Source organism: Streptomyces sp. 6-11-2 (genome assembly GCF_006540305.1).
In the GTDB taxonomy this organism is placed as follows: Bacteria; Actinomycetota; Actinomycetes; order Streptomycetales; family Streptomycetaceae; genus Streptomyces.
In genome coordinates, this window is the sequence record NZ_BJOR01000001.1 from 7,120,606 (window position 1) to 7,145,584 (window position 24,979).

General features: G+C 72.7%; 22 protein-coding genes and 1 riboswitch. Of the genes, 12 read left to right on the top strand and 10 right to left on the bottom strand.

The window, feature by feature from the left end:
- The first annotated feature begins 117 nt into the window (after positions 1 to 117).
- Both TNCT6_RS31895 and TNCT6_RS31900 read left to right on the top strand, forming a co-directional pair.
- Positions 118 to 681 carry a hemerythrin domain-containing protein gene (locus TNCT6_RS31895; RefSeq protein ID WP_141364580.1) on the top strand — a complete coding sequence of 188 codons (564 nt, stop codon included), beginning with the start codon at positions 118 to 120 and terminating at the stop codon, positions 679 to 681.
- Positions 682 to 991: 310 nt separating this feature from the next.
- A complete protein-coding gene (locus tag TNCT6_RS31900; RefSeq protein ID WP_253266295.1) occupies positions 992 to 2,614 on the top strand; it encodes a N,N-dimethylformamidase beta subunit family domain-containing protein in 1,623 nt (540 codons plus the stop codon).
- A 23-nt stretch (positions 2,615 to 2,637) separates the two neighbouring features.
- On the opposite strand, the gene TNCT6_RS31905 is transcribed toward TNCT6_RS31900, so the two are convergent.
- Positions 2,638 to 3,006 carry an STAS domain-containing protein gene (locus TNCT6_RS31905; protein ID WP_253266296.1) on the bottom strand — a complete coding sequence of 123 codons (369 nt, stop codon included), beginning with the start codon at positions 3,004 to 3,006 and terminating at the stop codon, positions 2,638 to 2,640.
- Between the two features lie 266 nt (positions 3,007 to 3,272).
- Between TNCT6_RS31905 and TNCT6_RS31910 the strand changes: the two genes are divergently transcribed.
- Positions 3,273 to 4,496 (top strand): PP2C family protein-serine/threonine phosphatase, encoded by a 1,224-nt coding sequence (locus TNCT6_RS31910; protein WP_253266297.1) that lies wholly within the window; start codon positions 3,273 to 3,275, stop codon positions 4,494 to 4,496.
- 278 nt (positions 4,497 to 4,774) lie between these two features.
- Here the strand turns inward: TNCT6_RS31910 and TNCT6_RS31915 are convergent, their stop codons facing one another.
- From TNCT6_RS31915 to TNCT6_RS31925, 3 genes are all read right to left on the bottom strand, one after another.
- Positions 4,775 to 4,987, bottom strand: a complete 213-nt coding sequence (locus TNCT6_RS31915; protein WP_141364586.1) for a hypothetical protein — start codon at positions 4,985 to 4,987, stop codon at positions 4,775 to 4,777.
- Positions 4,988 to 5,130: 143 nt separating this feature from the next.
- A complete protein-coding gene (locus TNCT6_RS31920; protein WP_141364588.1) occupies positions 5,131 to 5,493 on the bottom strand; it encodes a hypothetical protein in 363 nt (120 codons plus the stop codon).
- A gap of 148 nt (positions 5,494 to 5,641) precedes the next feature.
- Positions 5,642 to 6,889, bottom strand: coding sequence for a PP2C family protein-serine/threonine phosphatase (locus TNCT6_RS31925; RefSeq protein WP_373996217.1), 1,248 nt, complete (start codon positions 6,887 to 6,889; stop codon positions 5,642 to 5,644).
- A 285-nt stretch (positions 6,890 to 7,174) separates the two neighbouring features.
- Here TNCT6_RS31925 and TNCT6_RS31930 point away from each other — a divergent pair, with 285 nt between their 5' ends.
- A complete protein-coding gene (locus TNCT6_RS31930; RefSeq protein WP_141364590.1) occupies positions 7,175 to 7,987 on the top strand; it encodes an SAM-dependent methyltransferase in 813 nt (270 codons plus the stop codon).
- 57 nt (positions 7,988 to 8,044) lie between these two features.
- Here the strand turns inward: TNCT6_RS31930 and TNCT6_RS40500 are convergent, their stop codons facing one another.
- A complete protein-coding gene (locus TNCT6_RS40500; RefSeq protein WP_141364592.1) occupies positions 8,045 to 9,916 on the bottom strand; it encodes a C40 family peptidase in 1,872 nt (623 codons plus the stop codon).
- An 8-nt stretch (positions 9,917 to 9,924) separates the two neighbouring features.
- Positions 9,925 to 10,099, bottom strand: a riboswitch (cyclic di-AMP (ydaO/yuaA leader).
- Positions 10,100 to 10,325: 226 nt separating this feature from the next.
- On the opposite strand from TNCT6_RS40500, the gene TNCT6_RS31940 reads away from it, so the two are divergent.
- The 7 genes from TNCT6_RS31940 to TNCT6_RS31970 all read left to right on the top strand — a co-directional run bounded on the left by TNCT6_RS31940 (position 10,326) and on the right by TNCT6_RS31970 (position 18,734).
- On the top strand, positions 10,326 to 11,072 hold the full coding sequence (locus tag TNCT6_RS31940; RefSeq protein ID WP_141364594.1) for a response regulator transcription factor: 747 nt from the start codon (positions 10,326 to 10,328) through the stop codon (positions 11,070 to 11,072).
- Between the two features lie 2 nt (positions 11,073 to 11,074).
- Complete coding sequence (locus tag TNCT6_RS31945; protein ID WP_141364596.1) at positions 11,075 to 12,187, top strand: sensor histidine kinase KdpD; 1,113 nt, start codon at positions 11,075 to 11,077, stop codon at positions 12,185 to 12,187.
- A 190-nt stretch (positions 12,188 to 12,377) separates the two neighbouring features.
- Positions 12,378 to 13,121 (top strand): SOS response-associated peptidase, encoded by a 744-nt coding sequence (locus TNCT6_RS31950; protein ID WP_141364598.1) that lies wholly within the window; start codon positions 12,378 to 12,380, stop codon positions 13,119 to 13,121.
- A 268-nt stretch (positions 13,122 to 13,389) separates the two neighbouring features.
- Positions 13,390 to 14,562, top strand: a complete 1,173-nt coding sequence (locus TNCT6_RS31955; protein ID WP_141364600.1) for an AI-2E family transporter — start codon at positions 13,390 to 13,392, stop codon at positions 14,560 to 14,562.
- A 100-nt stretch (positions 14,563 to 14,662) separates the two neighbouring features.
- A complete protein-coding gene (locus TNCT6_RS31960) occupies positions 14,663 to 15,076 on the top strand; it encodes an SRPBCC family protein (protein WP_141364602.1) in 414 nt (137 codons plus the stop codon).
- A gap of 494 nt (positions 15,077 to 15,570) precedes the next feature.
- A complete protein-coding gene (gene selA / locus TNCT6_RS31965; RefSeq protein ID WP_141364604.1) occupies positions 15,571 to 16,869 on the top strand; it encodes an L-seryl-tRNA(Sec) selenium transferase in 1,299 nt (432 codons plus the stop codon).
- A gap of 5 nt (positions 16,870 to 16,874) precedes the next feature.
- Positions 16,875 to 18,734 (top strand): SelB C-terminal domain-containing protein, encoded by a 1,860-nt coding sequence (locus tag TNCT6_RS31970; protein WP_141364606.1) that lies wholly within the window; start codon positions 16,875 to 16,877, stop codon positions 18,732 to 18,734.
- A gap of 319 nt (positions 18,735 to 19,053) precedes the next feature.
- Here TNCT6_RS31970 and TNCT6_RS31980 read toward each other — a convergent pair whose 3' ends face one another.
- Together TNCT6_RS31980 and TNCT6_RS31985 are read right to left on the bottom strand one after the other, a co-directional pair.
- Positions 19,054 to 19,752 carry a VWA domain-containing protein gene (locus tag TNCT6_RS31980; RefSeq protein WP_141364608.1) on the bottom strand — a complete coding sequence of 233 codons (699 nt, stop codon included), beginning with the start codon at positions 19,750 to 19,752 and terminating at the stop codon, positions 19,054 to 19,056.
- Between the two features lie 146 nt (positions 19,753 to 19,898).
- Positions 19,899 to 20,330 (bottom strand): hypothetical protein, encoded by a 432-nt coding sequence (locus TNCT6_RS31985; RefSeq protein ID WP_253266298.1) that lies wholly within the window; start codon positions 20,328 to 20,330, stop codon positions 19,899 to 19,901.
- 2,106 nt (positions 20,331 to 22,436) lie between these two features.
- On the opposite strand from TNCT6_RS31985, the gene TNCT6_RS32000 reads away from it, so the two are divergent.
- Positions 22,437 to 22,667, top strand: a complete 231-nt coding sequence (locus tag TNCT6_RS32000) for a helix-turn-helix domain-containing protein (RefSeq protein WP_141364616.1) — start codon at positions 22,437 to 22,439, stop codon at positions 22,665 to 22,667.
- A 73-nt stretch (positions 22,668 to 22,740) separates the two neighbouring features.
- On the opposite strand, the gene TNCT6_RS32005 is transcribed toward TNCT6_RS32000, so the two are convergent.
- The 3 genes from TNCT6_RS32005 to TNCT6_RS32015 form a co-directional block, all read right to left on the bottom strand.
- A complete protein-coding gene (locus tag TNCT6_RS32005) occupies positions 22,741 to 23,100 on the bottom strand; it encodes an ASCH domain-containing protein (protein WP_141364618.1) in 360 nt (119 codons plus the stop codon).
- Complete coding sequence (locus tag TNCT6_RS32010; RefSeq protein WP_141364620.1) at positions 23,097 to 24,203, bottom strand: hypothetical protein; 1,107 nt, start codon at positions 24,201 to 24,203, stop codon at positions 23,097 to 23,099. The genes TNCT6_RS32005 and TNCT6_RS32010 overlap by 4 nt, the downstream gene beginning before the upstream one ends.
- Positions 24,204 to 24,369: 166 nt before the next feature.
- Positions 24,370 to 24,972, bottom strand: a complete 603-nt coding sequence (locus tag TNCT6_RS32015; RefSeq protein ID WP_141364621.1) for a hypothetical protein — start codon at positions 24,970 to 24,972, stop codon at positions 24,370 to 24,372.
- Positions 24,973 to 24,979 lie beyond the last annotated feature (7 nt).

The following is a 24,979-nucleotide window of genomic DNA, read 5'->3' on the forward strand; positions in this document are numbered from 1 at the left end:
AGGACAATCGGGCCGGGCGTGATCCCCGCCCGCTCGGCGGTGTGCCGGCGCCCGGCGCGGGAACCCGGCGGCGGTCCAGCGGTACGACCTGCAACGCCACCGGCAAGGAGCCCTGCCATGGGACACGGCGGAGACGTCATCCGGGAACTGACCACCGACCACCGTGAAGTGGAGGAGATCTTCGCGCAGATGGAGGCCCTCCCGACTGGGCACGCGCGGCGCAAGGACCTCTCCGACCAGGCCACCATCGAACTGGTCCGCCACTGCGTGGCCGAGGAGATGTACCTGTACCCGGCGGTGCGCCACTACGTCCGGGAGGGCGACGCGATCGCGGACCGGGAGATCCAGGACCACGCGGAGGCCGAGCGGACCATGAAGGACCTGGAGGGCCTCGGCGCGGACGACCCGCGGTCCGACGAGCTCGTCGGCCGTCTGATGCGGGAGATCCGCGAGTACGTCACCGACGAGGAACAGAGCCTCTTCCCCCTGCTGCGGGAGGCCACCGGGCCCGAGGACCTGGAACAGCTCGGCGAGAAGGTGCGCTCGGCGAAGAAGACCGCGCCGACCCGGCCGCACCCCGCCGCTCCGGACAGGCCGCCCGTGAACAAGCTCCTCGCGCCCGGTGCGGGACTGGTGGACCGGATCAGGGACGCCGTCACCGGACGCGGCAAGACCGGCTGAGGACCGCCGCCGGGCCGGCAGTGCGCAGACGGCCCTCGGCGCGCAGGCCACCTCGCTCACGGGGCCGTCAGGACCGTCATCGGCCGAGGGCCCCGCGGTCATGCCCGTACGCGCTCCTGTGCCGCGGGGCACCCGGCGACCCGTACCCGCGACCCGTACCGGTGGTTCGTACCGGCGGTCCGGGTCCGCCGCACCCACGGCCCTCGCGCCCGGTGTGCGCGAGCCGTGCGGACCCCCGCCGCAGCCGCTACCTTCGACGAAGGCGCGTCGGAATCCGCGGGGAGGGCCCTTTCACCCCCTGGGAGGCGATGTGAGCCCGCACCACGCACAGGAGCACACGCGGAACACGGGGGACCCGGAGGGCAGGGCAGACCCGGGCGCGGAGCGCACTGAAAGGGGCTCCGGGCACGGCCCGGCCCGCAGGCGGTTCCTCGGCCTGTGCGCCGGGGCCGGACTGGGCGCGGCGGCCGTCGCCTGCGACCACACGTCCGCGAACCGGCCGTCCCCCGCGACGGACAGCCGCCGCCCCGAGGCGGACCGGGACCGCTCGGGGACCCGGGACTGGCGGATCGGCTCCCTCGGCCCGCCGGACGCGGTGGCCGGCTACACCGACCGGATCAGCGTCACCCCGGGCCAGGAGTGCGGCCTGCACGTGTCGACCACGGCGTCCTCCTTCCGTGTCTCGGCCTTCCGCGTCGGCTGGTACGGCGGCAGCCACGCGCGGCTCGTGTGGCGCTCGGCGCGGGTGCGCGGACGCGCGCAGCCGGCCGCCCGGACGCTGTCGGCCACCCGCACCGTCCGCGCCGACTGGCCGCGCACCCTGGCCTTCGGCACCGAGGACTGGCCCGAAGGCGCCTACCTGCTGCGCCTCGACGCCGACAACGGCCATCAGCGGTACGTGCCGCTCATCGTGCGCTCCACGCACGGCGCCGGCCGCACCGTACTCCTGCACGCCCCGGCGACCTGGCAGGCGTACAACCGCTGGGGCGGCTCCAGTCTGTACTCCGGCGCCTCCGGCGCGTACGCGACCCGATCCCTGGCCGTCAGCTTCGACCGGCCCTACGACGTGAACGGCGCCGAGAAGTTCCTGGTGTACGAATGGGCGGCCGTGGTCCTCGCCGAACGCCTCGGCATACCCCTCGCCTACACCACCGGCACCGATCTGCACCACGACCCCGGCGTCCTCCGCGGCGCCACCGCGCTCGTCTGCCTGGGCCACGACGAGTACTGGACGCCCGAGCAGCGCCGGCACGTCGCCGGGGCCCGCGACGCGGGCACCAACGTGGCCTTCCTCGGCGCCAACACCTGCTTCCGCCGGGTCCGCCTGGAAGCGGGCGGGGCGGGGGCCGGGCGCACCGTGGTCTGCTACAAGTCCTCCTACCGCGACGACCCCTGCTACCCGACCCGCCCGGCCCTGGTCACCACCGACTTCCGGCAGGCCCCGGGCGCCGACCCCGAGTCGTCCCTCACCGGGGTCCTGTACGAGGGATATCCGGTGGACGCCCCCTACGTCGTGCACGCGGCGGACCACTGGCTGTACGAGGGCACGGGTGCCCGCCCCGGCGAGAGCTACGGCCACCTGGTCGGAGTGGAGTACGACCGGGTCACCCCTGGATCGCCCGCGCCCGAACCGCTGCAGATCACCGCGCACTCGCCGCTGGTGTGCGCAGGCGCCCGCAGCCACAGCGACTCGGCGTACTACACGGTGCCGAGCGGGGCGGGCGTCGTCGCCACCGGCACCATGCGCTGGGTGGAGGCGCTGATGGCCGGCACCCCCGAGGGAGGCCGCGACCACGGCATGGACGCCCGCACCCGGGCCTTCGTCACTCGTACCACGGAGAACCTGCTGCGCGCCTTCGCCGAGGGCCCCGCGGCCCGGCACCGGCCGGCACCCCGCCCCAACACGCGGCAGGTGTACGGGACGCCGGGGTGACCCGGTCTTTCCGGCCGTACGGGTCAGCGGGCCGCCAGGGCCGCCTCCAGAGTGGGGTAGCAGGGTATGAGCGTGTCCAGGCCGACGAGTTCGAGCACGCGCAGGACCGTCTCCTGGGGTGCGGCCAGGCGCAGCCGGGTGCCGCCCGCCTGTGCGGCCTGGTGGGCGGTGATGAGGGCGTTGATGCCGCTGGAGTCCATGAAGGTCACGTCACGGAGGTCGACCACCGTGCCGGGCGCGGTCTCGGGACAGGACAGCAGGACGTCGCGGAGATGTGCGCTGCCGTCGAGGTCGACCTCTCCGGCGAGGGCCACGACACAGCTGCCGTCGTCGGCCGTGGTGCGGGTGATCAGCAGCCGCTCGGGCACCGCCGGTCCCTCGGTCTCTGCCACAGTGCCCTCACTTCTCGTGAACATCTGGCCATGGTCAGGACGATGTTGGCCATGATGTCGGGGCTTTGTGAAGCCCATGGTGAGTGGGCGTTCGTGAAGCCCGACGGGCATCGCCCCTCCCCGGCCTGGTGCACCACCCCTCACCTCGGTAAAGAATCCGCTCCGGCGGTCCTGGCGCAGCGGGTCGCTACCCGCCGATGCCCGCCCGCGATGCTGGGATGAATCTGGCAGAACGGGAGAAAGGGGTCGCGGTGGAAGGTGAGTTGGTGTCGGACCCCGGGAGTGCCGCGACGGATCGCTTCGCACTGGCCCGGCGGGCGGTCGCCGCCATCGGTACGACCCTCGACGATCGCAGGACGGCGGCCGAACTCGCCGCCTTCCTGGTCGACGAACTGTGCGACTCCGCGACTGTCGATCTCTACGGCCCGCAGGAGGGCCACCGCGAACCGGGCGAGTCCCTGCGCTCCGCCGCCGTGGCCGGGCGGCGCGACCTCCTCGACAGCCTGGAGAAGGCCCCGCGCGACCAGGTCTCCGTCCGCGCCCTGGACGCGGGCCACCCGATCACGGCCTCGTCCACCCACGGCGGCCCGGCCCTGGCGACCCTCTCGGTGCCGCTGCTGGCCTGGGACCGGGTCTACGGGGTCGTGCTCGTCCTGCGGGCCGGCCGTCCCTTCGACGACCACGAGACGGCGGCCGTCCACCACGCGGCACGGCTGGCCGCCGCGCACATGCGGCACGCGGAGGAACAGCGCGAGGCCGGGCCGAGGGTGTGGGACCTGCGGAAAGTGCTGCCGGCCGACCCGGAGCGCATGCACCCCGACGTGGAACTGGCGGCCCGTCACGTGCCCTGCGGCACGGGCGGGCGCGTGGGCGGCGACTGGTACGAGACGCTGCACCTGCATTCCGGCCGCGTCCTGCTGGTCGTCGGTGACGTCATGGGCCACGGCCTGGACGCGGCGGTCGACATGAACGCCTACCGCTCGACGCTGCGGTTGGTCGCCTCCACCGACCTCGCGCCGCACGGCATCCTGCGCCGGCTGGACGCCATGATGTCCGCGGAGAGCGGCCGCCGCCCGGCGACCTGTCTGCTGGCCCTGCTGGACCCGGCGGACGGAACGGCCCTGCTCGCGAGCGCGGGGCACCTGCCGCCGGTCCTCTTCCACCACGACGGCACGGCCGGGCCCGTCCCGCTGCGGGTCGGCCCCCCGATCGGCACCGGCCCCGGCACCGGGCTCGCCGCCCACGAGGCGACGAGGCTGCCCCTCGCGCCGGACGACACCCTGGTCATGTTCACCTACGGGCTGATCGAGCGGCGCGGCGAGGACATCGACACCTCGCTCGCCCGGCTCCCGGGCCTGCGGGCGGGGCCCGGTACGGAAGCCGGCGAACTCCTGGACGGCATCCTCGGCGCATTCCTGTGCGCCCCGGGCTCCGGCCGGTCGGACGACGACGTCGCGGTGCTCGCGGCCCGCCTGCGCCCTCGGCCGTGAGGGGCCGTGCGGGCTGCCCGGCGTCCGAATGATCCGTCGTGCACGCGCAGAGATGATGACGTTGCTTCGCTGTCCGGCGGGCAGCTGCCGAGATCATGCCGGCGCTCCTGGCGGACCACCAGCCTTCCGTCTTCCTTCTGAGCAGGGCCTGATCTGGGCTCCGAGCAGGGCCTGAGCAGGGCCTGAGCTGGGCCTGAGCTGGGCCTGAGCTGGGCCGATCAACCTGCCGCCGCCGTGAGCGCGGTGCCCCAGCGGTCGCGCTCGCGGCGGTCGACAGGTCAGGACAGCGCCAGCATGAGCGCGGCCGCCACGGTGAGGGCCGCCAGCGGCAGCATGACCAGGCGTGCGCGTTCCCACCAGGCCGTCCGGCCGTCGTCGCTCCGGTGCCAGGGGCGATCGACGCGGAGCCCGGCGTCCGGAACGGTGAGGGCCCGGCCGGAGCCGAGCAGCGAGCGGCACCAGGGGCATTCGCCGTCCTCCCACGCTTCCATGCCGCGCTCAACGACACCCCCGGGGCCGGGCAACGCCCACGCCCACCATCGTGATGCCGCCGTCACCGAGCCGTGAGCAAGTGGTGCCCCGCGTGGTCCGGGCCGGGCTCCGGGGAACGGCCCGGCCCCTTCTCCGTCCGGACTCACAGGCCCGGGAGCCCGCGCGGCACCGGCACCGCGGGGACCGCGGGGACGACCCGCGCCGCCCCTTCCGGCGGCGGCTCCCCGGAACCGACGCCCCAGGGCCGCAGCAACGGCGTGACAGGCTCCCGCCCCGTGGACGCCACGGCCGGTGGCGGCGAGCCGGCGTCCGCGAAGGACGCCCACTGCACTTGGGAGGGTTCGGGCGCGTGCCCCCCGGTGGCCCGCGCCGGCGCCAGGTCCACCGCGCGGGGCGGCGAGTGGACCGGTGACTGGTTCGAGGGCCCGCCGGTCAGTTCCGCGTAGGGCTGTTCCGCGGGGAAGTGGCCGGGCCGGCGCGGCACGGCCCGAGAAGTGCTTTCCATGCCGGAGCAAACGGCGCTCGCGCCGCCTGCGTACGCCTCGTGCAGCAACCCCTCACCACATCAGGTGAGGACACCGCTCGAACGGCCGCTTCCGCTCATGCGACAAGCAGCCCAGGGCGGCAACCCGACGGGCCCTCCCCGGCCCCCGTCAGTTCTTCCCCGGGGTCAGCTCGGCCAGCAGCAGGGTCCGGTCGTCCGTGACGTCGTCGGCGCCGTCGTGACCGGAGTCGGCCAGCAGCCTCCGGCACAACGACGGCAGCGCGTCCGGGTGCGCGGCGTCCGGTACGTCGTCGGTCACGGCGTCCAGGGCACCGGCGAGGCGCGAGATGCCCTGGTCGATGTCGCGGGTGCGGGACTCGACCAGACCGTCGCTGTAGAGCAGCAGCAGGGTCGGCTCGGACAGGTGCAGCACGGTCGGCTCGTAGGGGCCGGTGGCCAGTCCCAGGGGGAGACCGGCGGAGGCGAGGGCGACCGGCGCCGCCGGGCGGCCGGGACCGCGGATCAGGGGCGGTGGATGGCCGGCGCCGACGAACGTGCAGGTGTGCAGTTCCGCGTCCCACTCCGCGTAGATGCAGGTGGCGAAGGAGGCGCCGGGCGTCGTGCCGGCGACGGCGTCCAACCGGTCCATGAGTTCGGCCGGGCTGATGTCGAGCGCCGCGAGGGTGCGGACGGCGGTCCGCAGCTGGATCATGGCCACGGCGGACTCCGGCCCGTGGCCCATGGCGTCGCCCACGATCATGGCCAGTCGCCGGTCCCCTCGGGGCAGCACGTCGTACCAGTCGCCGCCGATGACGTTGTCCTGCCCGGCGGGCCGGTAGCCGTGTGCGACCCGGCAGCTCTCGAAGGCCTGCCCGGTCTCCGGGAGCAGACTGCGGCGGATGGCCAGCGCCGTGCGGCGTTCGCGTTCGTAGCGGCGGGCGTTGTCGAGGGCGACGCAGGCCCGGGCGCCGAGCGACTCCACCGCCACCGCCTCGCCGCGGGTGAAGGGGTCCTTGTCCGGACCGCGTGTGCAGGCGATGAAGCCGACCGCCGCGCCGCGCAGCCGCAGCGGGACGATGAGGAACGAGGCGCTGCGCAGCAGGGCGTCCACGCCGGCGTCGTCCGGGTCGGTGCTGCGCAGCCTCTCGAAGGTGTGCCGGTCGACGCCGTCGAGCAGTTGGGTCTCTCCGGTCGCCACGGCACGCGCGTAGGGCGTGTGGCGGGGGAAGACCAGCACCTCCCCGACCGGCAGCAGGTGCTCCCAGTCCTCCGAGGTGTCCGACCCTATGCGCAGGGCGAGCCGGCGTGCCTCGATCTGAGGCGGGTCGGCGGCCGTGCGCGAGTGCTCCTCCAGCAGCCAGCGCTGGAGCAGGTACACCGAGGCCGCGTCGCAGAAACCCGGTGCGAGCGCGTGCACGACATGACGGCCGGTCAGGTGCAGGTCGAGCGCGGAGCCGATGGCGTCGGCCGCGGGGGAGAAGTGCGAGGGGCGGCGGAGCGGCCCTGTGGGGGGTGGACCTTCCGGCCGGCCGCGTTCTGTGTTCCGCAGGATCGTGTGCCTTCCGGGTGGGGCCGGTGGGCCGGAGGTCCGGTGGGGCGGGGACGGACAGGCCGGTCGGACCGGTCGGGCGGTACGGCGTCGTATGCCACCGGCAACTATATGATGAACAGTCAAGGTCGTTTCATAGTAGGGGAGTTGGTCATGCGGGACGGAGACGGACTGCCGCGGGGCGTGGATCCGGGCAAGGCCAGCGTGGCCCGGATGTACGACGCGATGCTGGGCGGCGAGCACAACTTCGCCATCGACCGGGAGGCGGTGGCCGCCTTCACGGCGATCGATCCCCAGGTGCGCACTCTGGCCCGTGCCAACCGCGCCTTCCTGGGCCGCGCCGTGCGGTTCCTGGTGGACGCCGGGGTACGCCAGTTCATCGACCTCGGCTCCGGGATCCCCACCCAGGGCAATGTGCACGAGGTCGCCCAGGCCGCCAGCCCCGGCGCCAAGGTGGTGTACGTGGACAACGACCCGGTCGCGGTCGCGCACAGCGAGGCCCTGCTCGCCGACAACCCGGACGCGGCGATCGTGGCCGCCGACATCCGTGATCCCGCGGGGATACTCTCCGCGCCGCAGGTGAGCAAGCTCATCGACTTCGAGGAGCCCGTCGCCGTTCTGATGATCACGATCCTGCACTTCGTCACACCGCAGGAGGACCCGGGCGGCATCGTGGCCGCCTTCCGGGACGCCCTGCCCGCGGGCAGCTGGCTGGCCCTGACCCACGCCACGGACGAGGACCGTCCGGACACGGCCGCGGCCGTCGGGCAGCTGTACCGCGACCGGGCCACCTCGCCGGTCACGGCACGCTCCCACGACGAGATCACGTCCCTCTTCGACGGCTTCGACCTGGCGGAGCCGGGGCTGGTCTACGTCCCGCTGTGGCGCCCGGACCGGGACGAGGAGATCCCGGAGGATCCGTCCCAGTTCTGGGTGTACGCCGGGGTGGGCCGCAAGAACGCGTGAACGGCGGGTCGGGAGGCTCCGGCTCCCCGGGCCTCCCACCGTGACGGCCGTGACGGCTCAGGCTGGACGTATCGCGCTGTGGATGGCCCGTGGGCCCGCGAAGAAGATCGACTCCTCGCGTATCGACGCACCCGGACTCGGGGCGTGGACCATGGTGCCGTTGCCCGCGTACAGGCCCACGTGACTGACCTCGCCGTAGAAGAAGATCAGGTCCCCCGGCTCCAGTTCGGCGAGCTGGATCGTCGCGCCGGAGCCGACCTGTTCGTGGGTGGTACGGGGCAGGGCCACGCCGGCGGCCCGCCAGGCGGTCTGGGTGAGACTCGAGCAGTCGTAGGAGCCCGGACCGGTGGCCCCCCACACGCACGGCTTGCCGATCTGGGCGCGGGCGAAGGCCAGCGCCTTGGCGGCCTTCCGCTCGTAGGCCGAGACCGGGCTGTCGCCGACGCCGTCGCCTGGGCCGGTGGCGGGGTCGGGGCCGGTGGCGGCCCCCGGCTCGCCCGCCGCTCCCGGGCCGCCGGCCTGGCTGGCGTCGAAGAGCGAGTTGCCGTCCAGCGGCGGGGTCGTGTCGAACAGTCCCGTGGCGTGCTGCTGCCACTGCGCCGCCTCCGGCTGAGGCGCGGGCCGGGGCTCCTCGGCCGGGCGCGCCCCGACGGCAGCGGGCGGCGGCGCGCTCTGTTGCGCGGCGTGCCGGGACAGCATCTCGCCGGCCCGGGCGAGCTTGTTCCGCATCCGCTCCTTGGCGGGCCGCCGCACCGCGGCCTGCCGGCGGGGCGCGACCGCGACACCCGCCCCGCCGACCACCTGGCGCCCCGCCTCGGCCACACCCGCAAACCCCGCGACGGGGCCCGCGGGCGGGGTCGCAGTGCTCGGACTTCCGATGCTGAGCACATCCATGGTCCCGGTGGCCGACGCCTCCAGGGTCCCGGTGGGTGGTGCCTGCATGGTGCCGGTGGGGAGTACGCCCATGGTGCCGGTGGGTGGTGCCTGCATGGTGCCGGTGGGGAGTACGCCCATGGTGCCGGTGGTCGGCGCTTCCATGGTTCCTGTCGGGAGTACCCCTGTGGTCCCGTTCGGCAGCGGGCCGATGGTGCCGGTGGGCGGCGGCTGCATGATGCCGACGGGGAGGGCTTCCATGCTGCTGGTGGGGGGCGCCTGCATGATGTCGGCGGGGAGTGCTTCCATGCTGCTGGTGGGGGGTGCCTGCATGATGTCGGCGGGGAGGGCTTCCATGGTGCCGGTGGGCGGTGGCTGCATGATGCCGACGGGGAGTGCTTCCATGCTGCTGGTGGGGGGTGCCTGCATGATGTCGGCGGGGAGGGCCCCCATGGTCCCCGCGGGCGGCGGCTGCATGGTCCTGTTGGGGAGTACTTCCATGGTGCCGGTGGGCACCGGTCCCGCCGTTCCGGCGGCCGGCGGTTCCATGGAGCGGGCGGTCAGTTCCGCCACGGGGGAGGCGGGCACGGCGGCGGTGGGCGCGGCGGGCAACTCCGGTGGGGGCGTGGTGTCCCGTACCGCGGCCGGCAGTTCGGGTACCGGGCCCGCCGGGCCCGCGGTCAGCTCCGGCAGAGACGCCCTGCCCGCCTCGAGGCCCAGGCTCTCGCGGACATCCGCCGGACGCCTGCTCGGCGCGGCGGCAGGGGAGTTGGCCGGGTTGGGCATACGGTCCGGCGGCAGGACCGCTGGCATGGTCGGACCCAACTGGGCGCGCCCCACGTCGAACCACTTCCTGGCCACCCGGTCGAGCGCCGGATCGGATCCCCCGGAACCGCTCCAGCCGGCCGAACCGCGCCGCGTACGTGCGCTCTTGCTCATCGCACGGGTGGCGTTGAAATTCCCCGTGGCGTTCTCCGCCTGGTCGTAGAGGCTGCTGATCCGCTGCTGGACCTCGGCGCGGCTGGGCCTGTCGTCGCTCGGTCGTTCCCGCGTCAAGAAGGACGCACTCCTCCCATGGGCCGCCTACCGGTTCTGCTCTCGGCGTCGGGCGGACGTTCTGTGGAAGGCGTGCCCTACGGCCCCTGTCCGGAGGGACAGTTGAGCCGCTTCACCCCGAGGTTGGTCGGTTCCCCGGCTCCGGCCGCTGTGGGTGCCTACCGGACTCGGCGGAGGTCGCACGATCCGACGCGACTCGCCGGAGGCAATCGTGCGGCCTGGTCGTCAACTTAGCGAACATGTGTGCCTGGCGTGAAGATTGAAGCGTGGAATGTCCGATACGTATTCGTGACCTTCCCGTGAGGTGCCTCACTCCCGTCCGGCCCGGACTCCTTACGGAATGCGGACGTCCGAGGGTGGGGAGCGCTCGGGGGCGGCATGGGGGTGGGGGCGGTGTCACGCTGGAGGTATGCAGGAGTCGTACGAGTCCACGGGTGCCGGGTCCGGCGAGCGGCGGCCGGCCGGGGCGGCGCGGGTGCTGGTCGTCGAGGACGACGCCACGGTCGCCGAGATCGTCTCCGGCTACCTGGACCGCGCGGGCCATGTCGTCGACCGTGCCGCGGACGGGCCGACCGCGCTCGCCCTGGCCGCCGCCCACTGGCCGGACCTGGTCGTGCTCGACCTGATGCTGCCGGGCATGGACGGACTGGAGGTGTGCCGCCGGATGCGCGGGCGCGGCCCGGTGCCGGTCATCATGCTCACCGCCCGCGGCGACGAGGACGACCGCATCCTGGGCCTGGAGGTCGGCGCCGACGACTACGTCACCAAGCCGTTCAGCCCCCGCGAGCTCGTCCTGCGGGTGGAGTCGGTGCTGCGCCGTACCCGGCCCGCCACCGCGCCGCGGCCGCTCGCCGCGGCCGGACTCGCCGTGGACCCGGCCGGCCGCCGTGCCACCAGGGATGGCGCCGAACTCGCGCTCACCCTGCGCGAGTTCGACCTGCTCACCTTCTTCCTGCGCCACCCCGGCCGGGTCTTCAGCCGCGAGGACCTGATGCGCGAGGTGTGGGGATGGGACTTCGGCGACCTCTCCACGGTCACCGTCCACGTCCGGCGGCTGCGCGGCAAGGTCGAGGACGACCCGGCCCGGCCCCGTCTCATCCAGACCGTGTGGGGCGTCGGCTACCGGTTCGACCCCACCGGACACGACGGGAGTTGACGGTGCGCGACACCCTGTTCATCGCCCTGTACGCCTTCCTCGGCGCCGCCGTGGCGGGTCTGGCCGGCGCGGGCGCGCTGCGGCTGATCCGGCGGCGCTCGCTGACGGCCTCGCTCGCCGTGGTCGCCGCCGTGGCGGTGGGCGCGATGCTGACCGGCACCCTGGCCGTGGCCCAGGCGATGTTCCTGTCCGCGCACGACCTGTCCGTCGTCACCACCGTCGTGGCGATGGCGGCGGTGGTGTCCCTGGCCACCGCGCTGCTCCTGGGCCGCTGGGTCGTGGCCCGCAGCCGCGAGCTCGCCCGCGCGGCCCGCTCGCTCGGCGACGGCGGCGACTTCGCCGCGCCCCACCGTCCGGCGACCGCCGAACTCGAGTCGGTGAGCCGCGAGTTGGCGGCCACCAGTGCCCGGCTCGCCGAGTCCCGGGAGCGTGAGCGTGCCCTGGAGTCCTCCCGCCGGGAACTCGTCGCCTGGATCTCCCACGACCTGCGCACCCCGCTCGCCGGACTGCGCGCCATGTCCGAGGCGCTGGAGGACGGGGTGGCCGCCGATCCGGACCGCTACCTCCGGCAGATCCGCACCGAGGTGGAGCGCCTCAACGACATGGTGGGCGACCTCTTCGAGCTGTCCCGCATCCACGCCGGCTCCCTGGCCCTCACCCGCTCCCGGATCTCCGTGTACGACCTGGTCGGCGACGCGCTCGCCGGGGCGGACCCGCTGGCGAGGGAACTCGGCGTCCACCTCGTGGCCGACCACGTCGAGCCGGTGCCGGTCGAGGTGGACGGCAAGGAGATGAGCCGCGTACTGGGCAACCTGCTGGTGAACGCGATCCGCCGCACACCCGCCGACGGCACGGTCGCGGTAGCCGCCGCACGTTCCCCCGCCGGGGTCGTCCTGTCCGTCACGGACGGCTGCGGCGGCATCCCCGAGGAGGACCTTCCGCGCGTCTTCGACACCGGCTGGCGCGGCACCCACGCCCGCACACCCCCCGCGGGAGCGGGCCTGGGCCTGGCCATCGTCCGCGGCATCGTCGAGGCCCACCAGGGCCGGGCCGCCGTACGCAACATCCCGGGCGGCTGCCGCTTCGAGGTGACCCTGCCGACACCGGAGGCGTGAGGCCCACCAGACCCCGTCAGAGCCCACCAGCTCCATCAGTCCCATCAGATCAGTCCCCATCAGTCGGACCCCAACACAGTCCCCATCAGTCGGCCCCCCCAACAGAACGGGGGGGGGAGAGCCCCCCGCCGCATCCCCGCCCCGTGAGGCGCTCCCGACCGCGGCCGTGCCGCCGTGGCACCCTGGCCCCATGTGCGGTCGCTACGTCTCCACCCGCGGTCCGGAGGACCTGGTCCGGCACTTCCGGGTCACCGAATGGCGCCCGGCGGAGGCGCTGGCGCCGAGCTGGAACGTCGCCCCGACCGACGAGGTGTGGGCCGTTCTCGAACGCGCCCCGCGCGAGGACCGCACCGCGGCCGCCGTACGCAGGGAGCTGCGGCCGCTGCGCTGGGGACTGGTCCCGTCCTGGGCGAAGGACGTGAGGGCCGGCGCCCGGATGATCAACGCCCGGGTGGAGACCGTGCACGAGAAGCCGGCCTTCCGCCGCGCCTTCGTGCGGAATCGCTGCCTGCTGCCCGCCGACGGCTTCTACGAATGGCAGCAGATCAAGTCCGCCGACACCGGCAGGACCCGCAAGCAGCCGTACTACATCAGCCCCGAGGACGGCGCGCTGATGGCGCTCGCCGGCCTGTACGCGTACTGGCGCGACCCGCACGTGGCGCGGGACGACGACCCCGCCGCCTGGCTGACCACGTGCACCATCATCACCACCGAGGCCACCGACGAGGCCGGCCGTGTCCACCCCCGGATGCCGCTGGCCCTCAGCCCGGAGCATTACGACGCCTGGCTCGACCCCCGCCATCAGGACCCCGGCGAACTGCGGGCGCTGCTGAGCCCGCCTGCGGACGGCAGGCTCGGCGCCCGGCCCGTCTCCCCGGCCGTCAACAGCGTCCGCAACAACGGCCCCGAACTGCTGGAGGAGACACCGCCGTGACGGGCCGGACCGCCCCGGCCCACCCGCACCACGCCGTGCGCCGGACGGGCGCCCGTTCCCCCTGATGCCCCCGATGACCGCCCACCCGGGCGAACTGCACCCCTGCCCTCGCCCGACCAGCCCTTACGGTGCTCAAGACGGCTCAAGAGGGCTCAAGACGCCTCACGGGTGCTCACCAGCGCTCGACAGGCGATGTCGAAGGCGGCGCGGTCCGGCGGTTCGGGTGTGACGGCCCGGACGGGACGGCCGGTCCGGAAGGGGAGGCGCGGTGGCTGGTGCGGGCGCTCCGGCGGGAGGGCCGGGCCGAGGGCGCCGGGCCGCGCGCCGGGTGCCCGGCAGCCGCGCGGCGCACTCCGTACGCCTCCCGCCGCGCGCCCGCACCGTTCCCTTGGTCCCGAAGGCCGAGAGCACCGTGCCCTGGCTGCGGGTCGCCGCCGCCTACGCCTGGCGCCTCATCCTCGTCGGCGTCGTCGTCTACGGCGTCTTCACCGTCCTCGGCCGCTTCCAGCTCATCGCCGTGGCCCTGTTCCTGGGCCTGGTCATCACCTCGGTCCTGCGCCCCCTCACCGACCTGCTGAACCGCTTCCTGCCCCGAGCGCTGTGCGTCGCCGTCGCCCTGGTCGGCAGCCTGCTGCTCCTGCTCGCCCTGCTGGCGCTCGTGGGCAACGCGGTGGCGGGGGAGTCGGCGAAGCTCGCGGGCGAGTTCGGCGGCGGCATCCACCGGATCGAGCAGTGGCTCCAGCGCCCGCCGTTCCGGCTCAGCCAGGGCAAACTGGCCGACCTGCAGAAGCAGGTCCTGGCCTACCTGTCCGCCCACCGCGCCGGGCTCCTCAGCAGCGCGCTCAGCGGCTTCGGCAGGCTCGTCGAACTGGTCACCGGGGTCGCCCTCGCGGTCTTCTCCTCCGTCTTCTTCATCCACTCCGGCGAGAATCTCTGGCGGTGGGCGCGCGACCAGCTGCTGCCCAGCGAGGCCCGGCCGGTGTGGGACCGGGCCGGGCAGGCCGCCTGGCGGACGTTCGCCGGGTACACGCGCGGCATCATCATCGTGGCGGCCACCAACGCCGTACTCGTCGGTGTCGTCCTGCTGGTGCTGCGCGTACCGCTCGCGCTGCCGCTGACGCTCCTGGAGTTCTTCGCCACGTTCGTGCCGCTGATCGGCTCACCGGTCGCGCTCGGCGTGGCCACGGTGGTCGCCCTCGCGGGGCGTGGCCCGCTCACCGCGGTGGCCGTGCTCGCCCTGATCGTCGTCATCGGCCAGCTCGAAGGACATGTGCTGCACCCGGTGGTGATGAGCTGGGCGGTGCGCCTGCACCCGCTCGTCGTCGCCGTCTCCGTCATCGCGGGCGGCATCGTCGCGGGCGTGATCGGCGCCGTGGTCGCCGTCCCGTTCGTCTCCGTCACCTGGGCGGTGCTGCGCGCACTGCGGCGCGCCCCGCCCTGACGTCCCGCCCACGAGCCGTTTCCGGCGCCCGCGCTTTTCGGCCGCGGCAGAAGGGGCACGCGTTCGTCGTACGACCCCCGAGCGGAGGAACGGTGCCGTCATGGCCGAGTACGAACGTTCACGCACGATGTCCGCTCAGCCCGAGCGCGTCTTCGACGAGGCCGCCGACGTCGGCCGGTTCGAGGCCTGGCTGCCCGGCGAACTGCACGTGCACGCGGAGGAGCCCCCGGCCGTCACGGTGCACGAGGACCACGCGGACCGGGACACCGCCGCTCAGCTGCGCGCCGAACGCGACCAGATGCGGATCGAGTGGGGCACCCGCGAGCAGGGCGGCTACGCGGGCTGGCTCCAGGTCGCGGGCATCGGCAGCGGCGCCAGCGAGGTGACGGTCCACCTGTCGTTCTTCGACGACCGCCACGATCCGGGCGAGCGCGCCGCCTGCGACGCCCTCGACAGCAGCCTGCGCCGTCTGGAGGAGCAGGTACGGCTCCGCACCGACCACACCGGCGGCTGAGCGCCCCGACCGGGCCGCACCCCACGGCTGCCTTCCCGGCTGTCTTCCCGGGGGATTGACGTGCCGTCACCCATCGCCTGCCGTGGGTGGTTCGCCCCGCGCCCCGAGATCACGCCCTGTTACGGCTTCCCGTGGTAGACGCTGGACGCCGGTTCGCGGGTCGGCGTCCCGAGAGGCCGCGTGGACGGACGGCGGTGACGCGAAGGCAGGCCGGGACGCGTCGTCCGGTCCCGGCCGGGTACCCGAGCGGCTGCCCGGGGGAGCGGCCGGACAGCGGGTGCGCGGAAGCCTGACCTCTCGTACGGCGTGTCGTGCGGACGGCCGCGGGCACTGGGAGACCATGGGCGGGCGTTGACACCCCCGCGAGGTCGGTCTGTGGACGGAGAGGCCAGGTGGAGCAACAGGTCACGGGGCGGCGAGCGGGCCAGGAGACCGGTGCGGACGCCCCCGGTTCCGGCCCGACCGGTCACGGCCGGACCGGCCATGACCGTGCGGTGAGCGATGCCCGCCGGCGGATCCCCCGTACCGACGCCGTCCTGCGGGACGCGCGCCTGGTGGACGCGGCGGCGCGGCTCGGGCCGGGCCCGGTGAAGGCCGCGGTCCGGCAGGCGCAGGAGCGGGCACGCCAGGGCGCCGTCACCCCCGAGCAGGTGGCGGACACCGCCGTGGCGCTGCTGCCGCGGGTGGTCGGCGGGCTGCGTCCGGTGATCAACGCGACCGGGGTCCTGCTGCACACCAACCTCGGCCGCGCCTCCCTGTCCGCCGCGGCCCGGCAGGCGGTGCAGGACGCCGCCGGGCCCACGGACGTCGAACTCGATCTGCGCACCGGTGTTCGCGCCGGCCGGGGCCGTACGGCCCTGGACGCGCTGCGCGGCCGGGTGCCGTCCGCCGCCGCGGCCCATGTCGTCAACAACGGCGCCGCCGCGCTCGTCCTCGCCGCCACCGCGCTCGCCGCGGGCAGGGAGATCGTCATCAGCCGCGGTGAGATGGTGGAGATCGGGGACGGCTTCCGGCTGCCGGACCTGCTGGTCTCCACCGGGGCCCGGCTCCGCGAGGTCGGCACCACGAACCGTACGACCGTCCAGGACTACGCCGACGTGATCGGCCCCGGCACGGCGTTCGTCCTGAAGATCCATCCCTCCAACTTCCGCATCACCGGCTTCACTCGGGCCGCCGGTGTCGGCGATCTGTCGGCGTTGGGCGTTCCGGTGGTGGCCGACATCGGCTCCGGACTGCTCGCGCCCCATGCGCTGCTGCCCGACGAGCCCGACGCCGAGACCCAGTTGAGGTCCGGCGCGGCCCTGGTGACGGCGAGCGGCGACAAACTGCTCGGCGGCCCCCAGTGCGGACTGCTCCTCGGCGACGCGGAACTCCTGCGCACCCTCACCCGGCACCCCCTGGCCCGTGCCCTGCGCGTGGACAAGCTCACCCTGGCCGCCCTGGAGGCGACCCTGACGGGCCCCCGGACCCCGACGGCCGCTTTCCTGACCGCCGACGCCGCAGGGCTCATGCGGCGGGCCGAACACCTCGCCGCCGCACTGGGCGCCGCCGGGATCGAGGACGTCCGGGCCGTCGCCGGGACCGCCACCGTCGGCGGCGGCGGGGCGCCGGGAGTGACGCTGCCCAGCGCCGCGCTGTCCCTGCCGGAGCCCTACGCCGCCGTACTGCGCACCGGTGAGGTGCCCGTGGTGGGGCGCCTGGAGGGCGGGCGGTGCCTGCTGGACCTGCGTGCGGTGCCGCCGGGGGACGACGAACGCCTCGCCGAGTCCGTGCGGTCGGCGGCGGAGAGGTAGGGACCATGCGAGTGCTGGCCACCGCGGGGCACGTCGACCACGGCAAGTCCGCCCTGGTACGAGCCCTGACCGGGATGGAACCCGACCGCTACGAGGAGGAGCGGCGCCGGGGACTCACGCTCGACCTCGGCTTCGTGTGGACGCCGCCGGACGCCGAGGGCGAACGCCTCGCCTTCGTCGACGTACCCGGCCACGAGCGGTTCGTGGCCACGATGCTGGCCGGAGTCGGCCCGGTGCCCGCCGTGCTGTTCGTGGTCGCCGCCGACCAGGGCTGGCAGCCGCAGTCCGAGGAACACCTCGCGATCCTCGACGCACTCGGTGTACGGCACGCGGTGCTCGCCGTGACCCGCAGCGACCTGGCCGACCCCGAGCCGGTGCGCGCCGAGGCCGTCAAGCGACTGTCCCGGACCTCGCTCGGGACCGTGCCGTCCGTCGCGGTGAGCGCGGTGACCGGCGCCGGACTGGACGAACTGCGCGCCGAACTGGCCCGGACGGCCCGCGCACTGCCCGTGCCGCCCGCCGACGCGGACGTACGGCTGTGGCTGGACCGCGCCTTCACCGCGCGTGGGCACGGCACCGTCGTGACCGGCACGCTCGGCGCGGGCACCCTGCGCGTCGGCGACCGGCTGGTGAACGGGGCCGGCGCGCACACGCTGAGGGTGCGCGGGCTCCAGTGCCTGCAACAGGACCGGAGTGCCGTCAGCGGCGTGGCGCGGGTCGCGGTCAACGTGCACGGCCCCCTCGCCGGGCAACTGCGGCGGGGGAAGGTGCTGCTGGCGCCGGACCGCTGGCTGTTCACCGACCGGATCGACGTGCGCGTCACCGGTGAGCCGGTCGGCGAGCTGCCCCGGAGCGTCACCCTGCACATCGGCACGGCGGCCGTCGCGGTGACCGCCCGCCCCCTCGGCGAGGACACCGCCCGGCTGACCCTGCGCACCGCACTGCCCCTGCGTGTGGGGGACCGGGCCGTCCTGCGTGAACCCGGCGGCGGGCGGAGACCCTGCGGTGTGACCGTGCTCGACGTGTGCCCGCCGGACCTGACCCGGCGGGGCGCCGGACGGGCCAGGGCCGCCGTACTGGCCGCGATGACGGACCGCCCCGACGGAGCGGCCGAGCTGCGGCGCCGCGGACTCGTCCGCCGCTCCCGGCTGCTGGCCATGGGCATCCCGCCGCCCACCGGGCCGCTCACCGGGGACTGGCTGGCCGACAAGGCCCACTGGGCCCGGCTGCGCGAGAGGCTGGCCGCCGAGGTCGCGGAGCACGCACGCCTGCACCCCATGGAGCCGGGACTGCCCGCCGAGGCGGCCCGGCACCTGCTGGATCTGCCCGACCGGGCGCTGGTGGACGCCCTCGCCGCGGCGCCGGGCGAGCCCCGTCTGCTGCGACGGGAAGGGCGCCTGTACCGGCCCGACAGCATCGGTCCCACCCTGCCGCCGCCGGTCCGGGCGGCCGTCGATTCGGTGCGGCGCGAGCTGGAGACGGCACCGTTCCGTGCCCCCGAGGCCGATCGTCTCACCGCCCTGGGACTCGACCGCAAAGCCGTGGCCGCGGCGGTCTCGGCGGGCGCACTGCTGCGGGTCGGCGACGGGATCGTGCTGCTGCCGGGAGCCGACGCCGAGGCCGCCGCGGTGCTCCGCCGCCTGCCCCAGCCCTTCACACTCAGCGAGGCCCGCAAGGCTCTCGACACCACCCGCAGGGTCGCCGTGCCGCTCCTGGAGTTCCTCGACGCCCACGGACACACGGAACGAGTGGACGACCAGCACAGACGCTGCCGTCCGGACACAGGGACTGCCGTAGTGCCTGCACGACCTCCGACCGCGGCCGGCCGGAAGCGGCCTGAGCGGCCGCCACAGCCTCCTTGGTGATCGTGAACGCCCAATCCAAGGCGGTTACTTCCGGAGTCCGTTGGCGGCGGCCTCGTACTCCGCGGCCTGCTTCGGCGTCAGGTAGTGCGACACCCGCACCAGGATGCTGCCATGCACGTAGTCGCACTCGGCGAGCGTGGGCATCGACTTCGTGACCGACTCGATGTACTGGGCACGGGCCTGAGCGTCTTCCGGGCTGGTGAACGCCTCGATGGCGCCGCCGCGTTCGACAGCACACCCTTGTCCGCCGTGCTCAAGGGCCTGATCTGGCTGGTGTGGTGGGAACTCGTCCTCCGCGTAAGCGGGCTCACCAGCATGGTCAGGGCACGATTCCGGCATGGCGTGCCGCGACAAGCCAGTCGGGGAACTCGCCCATCAACCGGTCGTACAACTCCGCGTTTGACATCCGCTTCGGGGCGTCGCCGGCGGGGAAGAAGCCAGCGTTGTCGATGACCCGCTTCTTCGGCACCTCGAGGTCGTCGAGCCTGCGCAGGAAGTCGAAACGGTCGGGGCCGAAGCCGATGAACTGCCAGAACATGGGCAGTTTCGCCGCCTTGCACAGCGTCTGTTCCGCGGCCCGCCGGGAGTCCGGCCCGCCGTCGGTCTGGAAGATGACGAAAGCGGGGTCGGTGCTGTCGGAGTCGAGGTAGTGGTCGATGACTTCGTCCATGGCGGCCGCGTAGTTGGTGGAGCCCATGCGGCCGAGCGCTTTGTGGTGGCGGTCGATGCTGCCCTGGTAGTTGTCGACGCTGATGTCGGCCGCGGGGTGGGCATCGCTGTCGAAGAAGATCGTGGGGACGATGCCGTCGTCGTCGAGATTGGCGGACAGGCCCAAGGCCTGCTCTGCGAGGTGCTGCACGCTGCCATCGCGGTAGTAGCGGCTCATGCTGCGGGACCGGTCGAGGACCAGGTAGACGGCCGCCCGCTGCCCCGTCAGGTTGTTCTTCTCCAGGGAGACCGCGGCGGTCTTGGTGAGGTTGACCAGGCCGGCGGGGAGCTTGTCGAAGTTGATCGGCATCAGGGGTTCCTTGGCGGCGAGGGCGAGGTGAATGGCGACAGCCTGGAAGGAGGCGGTATCCGCACCCCAACCGGCCGTCGAACAGTCAGCCGAGTGGTGGCCCCGCCACGACGGGCGTGGCAGGGCCCTGCCTGTAGCGGCGGGGGTCACACCGTGCAGAAGCCGGAGGTCTTGAGAGCGTCGTTGATGGCCTTGCCCTCGGCTTCGGTGGTGGTGACGTCCTTGTAGCTGAAGCGCTGAGAGGCGGCCCAGTCGAGTGTGGAACCCCCGCCGTTGATGGAGCTGCACTGATTACGGGCGGCGTCGATGGCCTTGTCCTCGTAACGGACGACGTCCGGGGCGGCCTTGGCGAGCGCGTCGAGGAGCTGCTGGCGCTTCTGGCCGGTCGGCTTGGGCGGGATGTCGGCGGCCTTGTGGTTCTCGTCCTTCTGCTTCTGGGCCGGCTCCTTCTCGGCAGTGGCCGAGGGCTTGGGGCTGGCCGGCTTGCCGCTGTCGCTGCTGGTGCTGTCGTCGCACGCGGTCAGAGCGGCAGCGGCGGTCAGCAGGATGGCGGCATACGTGGTGGTGCGGGTCTTCAAGATCTCCCCTGAGGCGTGATGCATGGCTTGCGTGTGTATGACTCGTGAAGGAGCCGTGTGGTTGCAGGGGCGGGATGATTCATCCGGCCGTGTCCGATGAGTCCGAGCCACCGGGCGACGCCGTCCGGCGCAACGCCGGTCAACTGGCTGACGCGGATCAGCAATACGAACACGTGGGGCGAGGACGCCACGGGTGTGGCCGCCGTACAGCCAGAGCTTGTCCTCGACCGTGATGCCGAGTTCGAGGAAGGCTGTGCGAGCGCCCTGCCGCGAGGCCTGCCCGAGTCACCTCGTTGTCAGCCCAACTCCCAGGATCACGCGTCAGGTTGGGCACAGGCTCACCGCCGGTGTCCAGTGGACTCGTCCTTTTGCTGTTCAGTCGCCAACCTGTTGTACTGCGCGGATGGTTATGGGGATCTGTGTTGTGCTCGGCGTGCTACTCGGCGAGGCGATCCGCCGTTGGCGATCGCGGCGGGCCATGGAACGGGCCAAGGCGGGGCAGGCAGCCCTCTTCCTGATCGGGGCCAAGCGGCCGAACAGGGGCCGCTGGAGTTCGGGTCGGGTGCGAGCTGATGCTGAAGAGTTTCGATGGGAGCCTCGCTGGCCGTGGACTCGGCTCCGTGAGGTCCCGGCAGATCTGCGTTTTGTCCGAGTGCGGCAGCAGGAGGGCCTCGAATGGTTGTGGCTCCCGGCCGGCGTCTTGGTGATCGAGTGCGAATCGTCTGATGGACCGGTGTGGCTATGGGTCATGCACACGCAGCTGGAGCACGTAGTAGCGATGATCCGCTCCTGATCACGGGTGCGGAATCGGCTTTAGTGGTGCTCATGATGTCGAGCGGACCGTCGAATGTAGGCTGCGCCGGCAGATGCTGATCACGCGAGGAACCTCATGGAGCAATCGACATCCACGCTGAACCGTTTGGCCAACAGCAGCCTCGGAGTCGTTCCAGCTGTTGCCTGCACTGCGTACGCGACGCAAGCCGATACCGCCGTTGCGCGGCTTGCGGCTGGTCTGGCCCTGATCGGGTTTGCTGTCCTGGCAGTGCGGGGATATCGCCTCGGCGTGACATGTGAACACTCACGGTTGGTGATCCGTGGCTACCTTCGCACGCGGGTAATCGACCGAGAGCGCATCACGGAGATCACGGACTTCCCCGCGGTGAGGTGGACGGCGCGCAACGGACGTAAGCGATGGACCCCCCTCACGGCTTTCATGACGAGCCCAGGCGAAATCTCGGCTACCCGTCTCCACAAGGATCGTGTCATCGGGAAGCTGCGAAGGTGGGCACGACACTAGACAAGCGTGGCGGCGAACGCCGATCTTCCTGCGACGGTGCTCCGTTCGGGTGCATTGCGGTTACGTTCGGCGCGCCGGGGCGTTGGGCCGGTATGAGCAGGAGTCGTAGGTTGCGGGAGCTGTCAGGGCCGGCAGCGTTCGATCAGCTGCGAGCGCAGTTGGCTCGAGCTGCTGCTGGGGTGGCGAAGGCGGAGAGGTCGCCGCGGCGGAAGTCGTCCGAGGAGGCGCCGCGTCCGGCATCCGCGGAGCCGGACGACGACGGGGAGTTGGTGCCGCCGGGGTCGGACTGAAGTCACTCCCCGTCTTCTCGCCGCCCTGGTGCGCGCGGTCGTCGGTGGAGCGGTCCCGACGTCCTGGAAGCGGAGGCGGACGGGAATCGAACCCGATTTTTGACCCACCTGTGACCTGCAAAGACGTCGAGAATCTGGACAAATAGCCGCAGTTCGATGTCGTTGGATCACGCTCGGGGCCGCTCGGTCGCCCTCGGTTTGGCCCGGGCCAAGCGGCCCGTCGGCCAGCTCCAGTGATCAGCGCAGCGGTGAGTGTAGATCACCCCAAACGACAGAACCCCCCAGCGGTGTCGGCTGGGGGGTCTGCGGTCGAACCGCCGGCGCCTGGGGAGCGGATGGCGGTTCGACCGGCCTGGGGTGGAGCTCCTTGTCTGGTGCTCCGCGGTGCGGGCTTCAATCGCACCGCCACTCGAACGTGTGTTTCCTGCGTGAAGCGCTTGCGTAGCGGCGCAAATGCACCCTCGGAAATGTACCAACAAGGGTACAGACAATGATCACCGCGCCCACCAGCGTGTATGCGTGCCATCTGATCCCCTGCCCGACTGGGTCATCACCCGCCGCCGGGCCATCGGGGACAACATCCGCACCGCCCGGAAAGACCGCAAGCTCAGCCAAGAGAAACTCGGCGAACTGACCGGCCTCGACCGGAAAACAATCAACCGGATCGAGCAAGGCCACGGCACACTCCTCGACCACCTACTCCTCGTCGCGCACGCCCTCGAGATCCCGCTGGCGGACCTTGTGCGCTGACCGGGGACGTGGAGAGGCCCCGCCCATCCGCCACGGGGGAAGCGGACGAGCGGGGCCAGCTTGAGGTGATGCGCTACGAACCGAGCAGCTCCATCTCGATCGCGAGGGCGCCGAGCGCCTCCTTCTCCGGCGGGTAGATGCCGCGGATGTTCGCGAGTTGCTGCTCGCGACTGCTGTTCGGATTCACGTTCGCCGGGCCTTCGCCGTCGAGGAGCTCCTCGAAGTCGTTGTAGGCGGTGACCCGCTTCACGAGCACGTCGCATGTCTCGTCGGTGCCCTTGATACGGAAGCGGATTGTGTCGCCCGCGGCCATGTCGGCGAGGTGCGGGTAGCGCACCCGGACCTCGATGCTTTTGCGGCCGGCGGCGACGAGCTCGAAGTAACGGCGGTACAGGTTGAGCTCGTGCCTGCGGGCGGTGGTGGCGTCGGTCATGGGGCGGTAACGCTCCTCGTCGGTGCGGACATCAGCCGGCCAAGCTCTCCGGCCGAGTACGAGCGGAAGAAATGCCGCGGGTCGGCGAGCAGCACCTCGGCCATATCGAGCAGCCGGTCGGCGTACTCAGCGAGAGAGCCGGGCCACAGCCGAGTATCGAGCATCCACGGTGCCGACCGGTCCGGCAATGGCGCCTTGCCGTCACGGATGAGGCTCTTCGAGAGTTTCGCCCCGGTGTCCGTGACGACCTGCGGGCAGAACAGCCGGGTTGGTAGCTGCCCGCCGGTGAGCCCGATCGCGGTCATGGCGTTGTCGACGAGGGTCGAGCCGAACACCCAGTCGCCGCCCTTGACCATGACGGACAGCCGGTCGCGGTCGGCGGCGGCGAGCTCTTTGACGAGGTTCCGGTACAGCGTTGCGAGGTCGAGGTACCCGCCGCCGCCCGGCCCGACGACGACCTCGTACAGTCCGTGATGCAGACACACCGCCTGCACCTCGGCGTGCTCGGCATCGAGCAGGATGCGGGTCCGTTCGGCTGACTTCTCGGCCCACCCGCAGCCCGGTTCCGGGCAAGGCACGCGGACGTGCGGCACACCGTGTGCCGGGTCGAGCCACCAGCGGGCGGCATCGATGCGGCGGTGTGCGCGCAGCCATGTGCGCCGGTACTGCTCGGTCCGTTGCTGCTGCGAGTACATCTCGACCTGGTACGGGATCGACAGGCGCTCGGACAGGGCGTCGAATAACGGCCGGTACAGTTCGTCGACCTGCTCGGCGAGGACGTCCTCGCCGAGCGCGTGCGCGTAGGCGCGCTGGTACCGGTGCCCCGTCGCCGGGTCGACGACGACCTCGTGCGGGGCGTTGTCGAGGGCGCCGAATGCAACCTCGACGTGGATGCCGAAGCGCCGCCGGACCCGAGCCGCGGCGGCGAATGCGAGGGAGTGCACGAGGGACGTGCCCAAGTGGGGCACGCCGTTGATCTGCGTGCCGACCACGAACGTGATGCGCTGGGGCGGTGCGGTGCGTATACGGGGTGCGAGGACGTCCTCGGCGGCGCTGAGGGCGTTGGCGAGCACTGTGTTCGGCGAGACGACTGAGACGGTCATTTCACTCCCTTGGTGAACGGGACCGTGGTGGTGTGGGTGTTGGGCGCTGAGGCCTGCTCTGCGGGCAGACGCCGTGGGTGTGACGGTCAGTGCGGGGCCTGTGCCAGCACAACGGAGAGGGCCGGGCTGGTCACGGCCACCACGTACACGAGGAGTCCGAGGACCTTCACGGCTCGACGATCCTGGGCTTGCCCGGCTCGGCTCCTTCGGCCAGCAGCTGGTACGCGCCGGCGGCGATCAGTCTCGCGACCGTGAGCGGCCGGCACAGCATCGCGGGTGACGGCATGGGCACCGACCAGTACGAGTCGGCCTCGTGTCTCGCCTTCGAAGGGTTCAGCGGGGGGACGCCCAGGTAGCAGCCGCGGCCGAGGCAGTCGACGTCCTGGACGCGCCAGTCGTCCGCGGCCTGACGCCAGGTCAAGGGCATGCTGCCCGGGACCAGGGCGTAGTACCGGAGGTGGCGGGCGTTGCAGATGACGGGGCCGTCGGCGAGAGCTTCCTTAAGGAAAGCGTCCACTTCATCAGCGTCCGTGGTGTCGGCGACGGCCTGGATCAGAGCGCCAGGGATCCGCACGGCGGAGAACAGAGTCCCCAGGGGCAGTAGCGCTACGCCGTGCTGGTCCCAGTCTGCCCGAGCCTGCCTGGGCCTGGGGTGAGTGGAGAGCAGCCAGTGCTCGGCCGCCAGCTGCCGGTCGGCGGTGGGATGAACGAGCACGCCGGGCGCCGACTCGATAGGCCGACGGGCCCTCTGGCTGTTGTCACTGGTCATCCTCGCG

Bases quoted from the DNA above. Each gene is read 5' to 3' on its own strand.
- TNCT6_RS31895 (WP_141364580.1), top strand. From the start codon at position 118: ATGGGACACGGCGGAGACGTCATCCGGGAACTGACCACCGACCACCGT.
- TNCT6_RS31915 (WP_141364586.1), bottom strand. From the start codon at position 4,987: ATGGAAGCGTGGGAGGACGGCGAATGCCCCTGGTGCCGCTCGCTGCTC.
- TNCT6_RS31920 (WP_141364588.1), bottom strand. From the start codon at position 5,493: ATGGAAAGCACTTCTCGGGCCGTGCCGCGCCGGCCCGGCCACTTCCCC.
- TNCT6_RS31930 (WP_141364590.1), top strand. From the start codon at position 7,175: ATGCGGGACGGAGACGGACTGCCGCGGGGCGTGGATCCGGGCAAGGCC.
- TNCT6_RS31940 (WP_141364594.1), top strand. From the start codon at position 10,326: ATGCAGGAGTCGTACGAGTCCACGGGTGCCGGGTCCGGCGAGCGGCGG.
- TNCT6_RS31950 (WP_141364598.1), top strand. From the start codon at position 12,378: ATGTGCGGTCGCTACGTCTCCACCCGCGGTCCGGAGGACCTGGTCCGG.
- TNCT6_RS31960 (WP_141364602.1), top strand. From the start codon at position 14,663: ATGGCCGAGTACGAACGTTCACGCACGATGTCCGCTCAGCCCGAGCGC.
- TNCT6_RS31970 (WP_141364606.1), top strand. From the start codon at position 16,875: ATGCGAGTGCTGGCCACCGCGGGGCACGTCGACCACGGCAAGTCCGCC.
- TNCT6_RS31980 (WP_141364608.1), bottom strand. From the start codon at position 19,752: ATGCCGATCAACTTCGACAAGCTCCCCGCCGGCCTGGTCAACCTCACC.
- TNCT6_RS32005 (WP_141364618.1), bottom strand. From the start codon at position 23,100: ATGACCGACGCCACCACCGCCCGCAGGCACGAGCTCAACCTGTACCGC.
- TNCT6_RS32010 (WP_141364620.1), bottom strand. From the start codon at position 24,203: ATGACCGTCTCAGTCGTCTCGCCGAACACAGTGCTCGCCAACGCCCTC.
- TNCT6_RS32015 (WP_141364621.1), bottom strand. From the start codon at position 24,972: ATGACCAGTGACAACAGCCAGAGGGCCCGTCGGCCTATCGAGTCGGCG.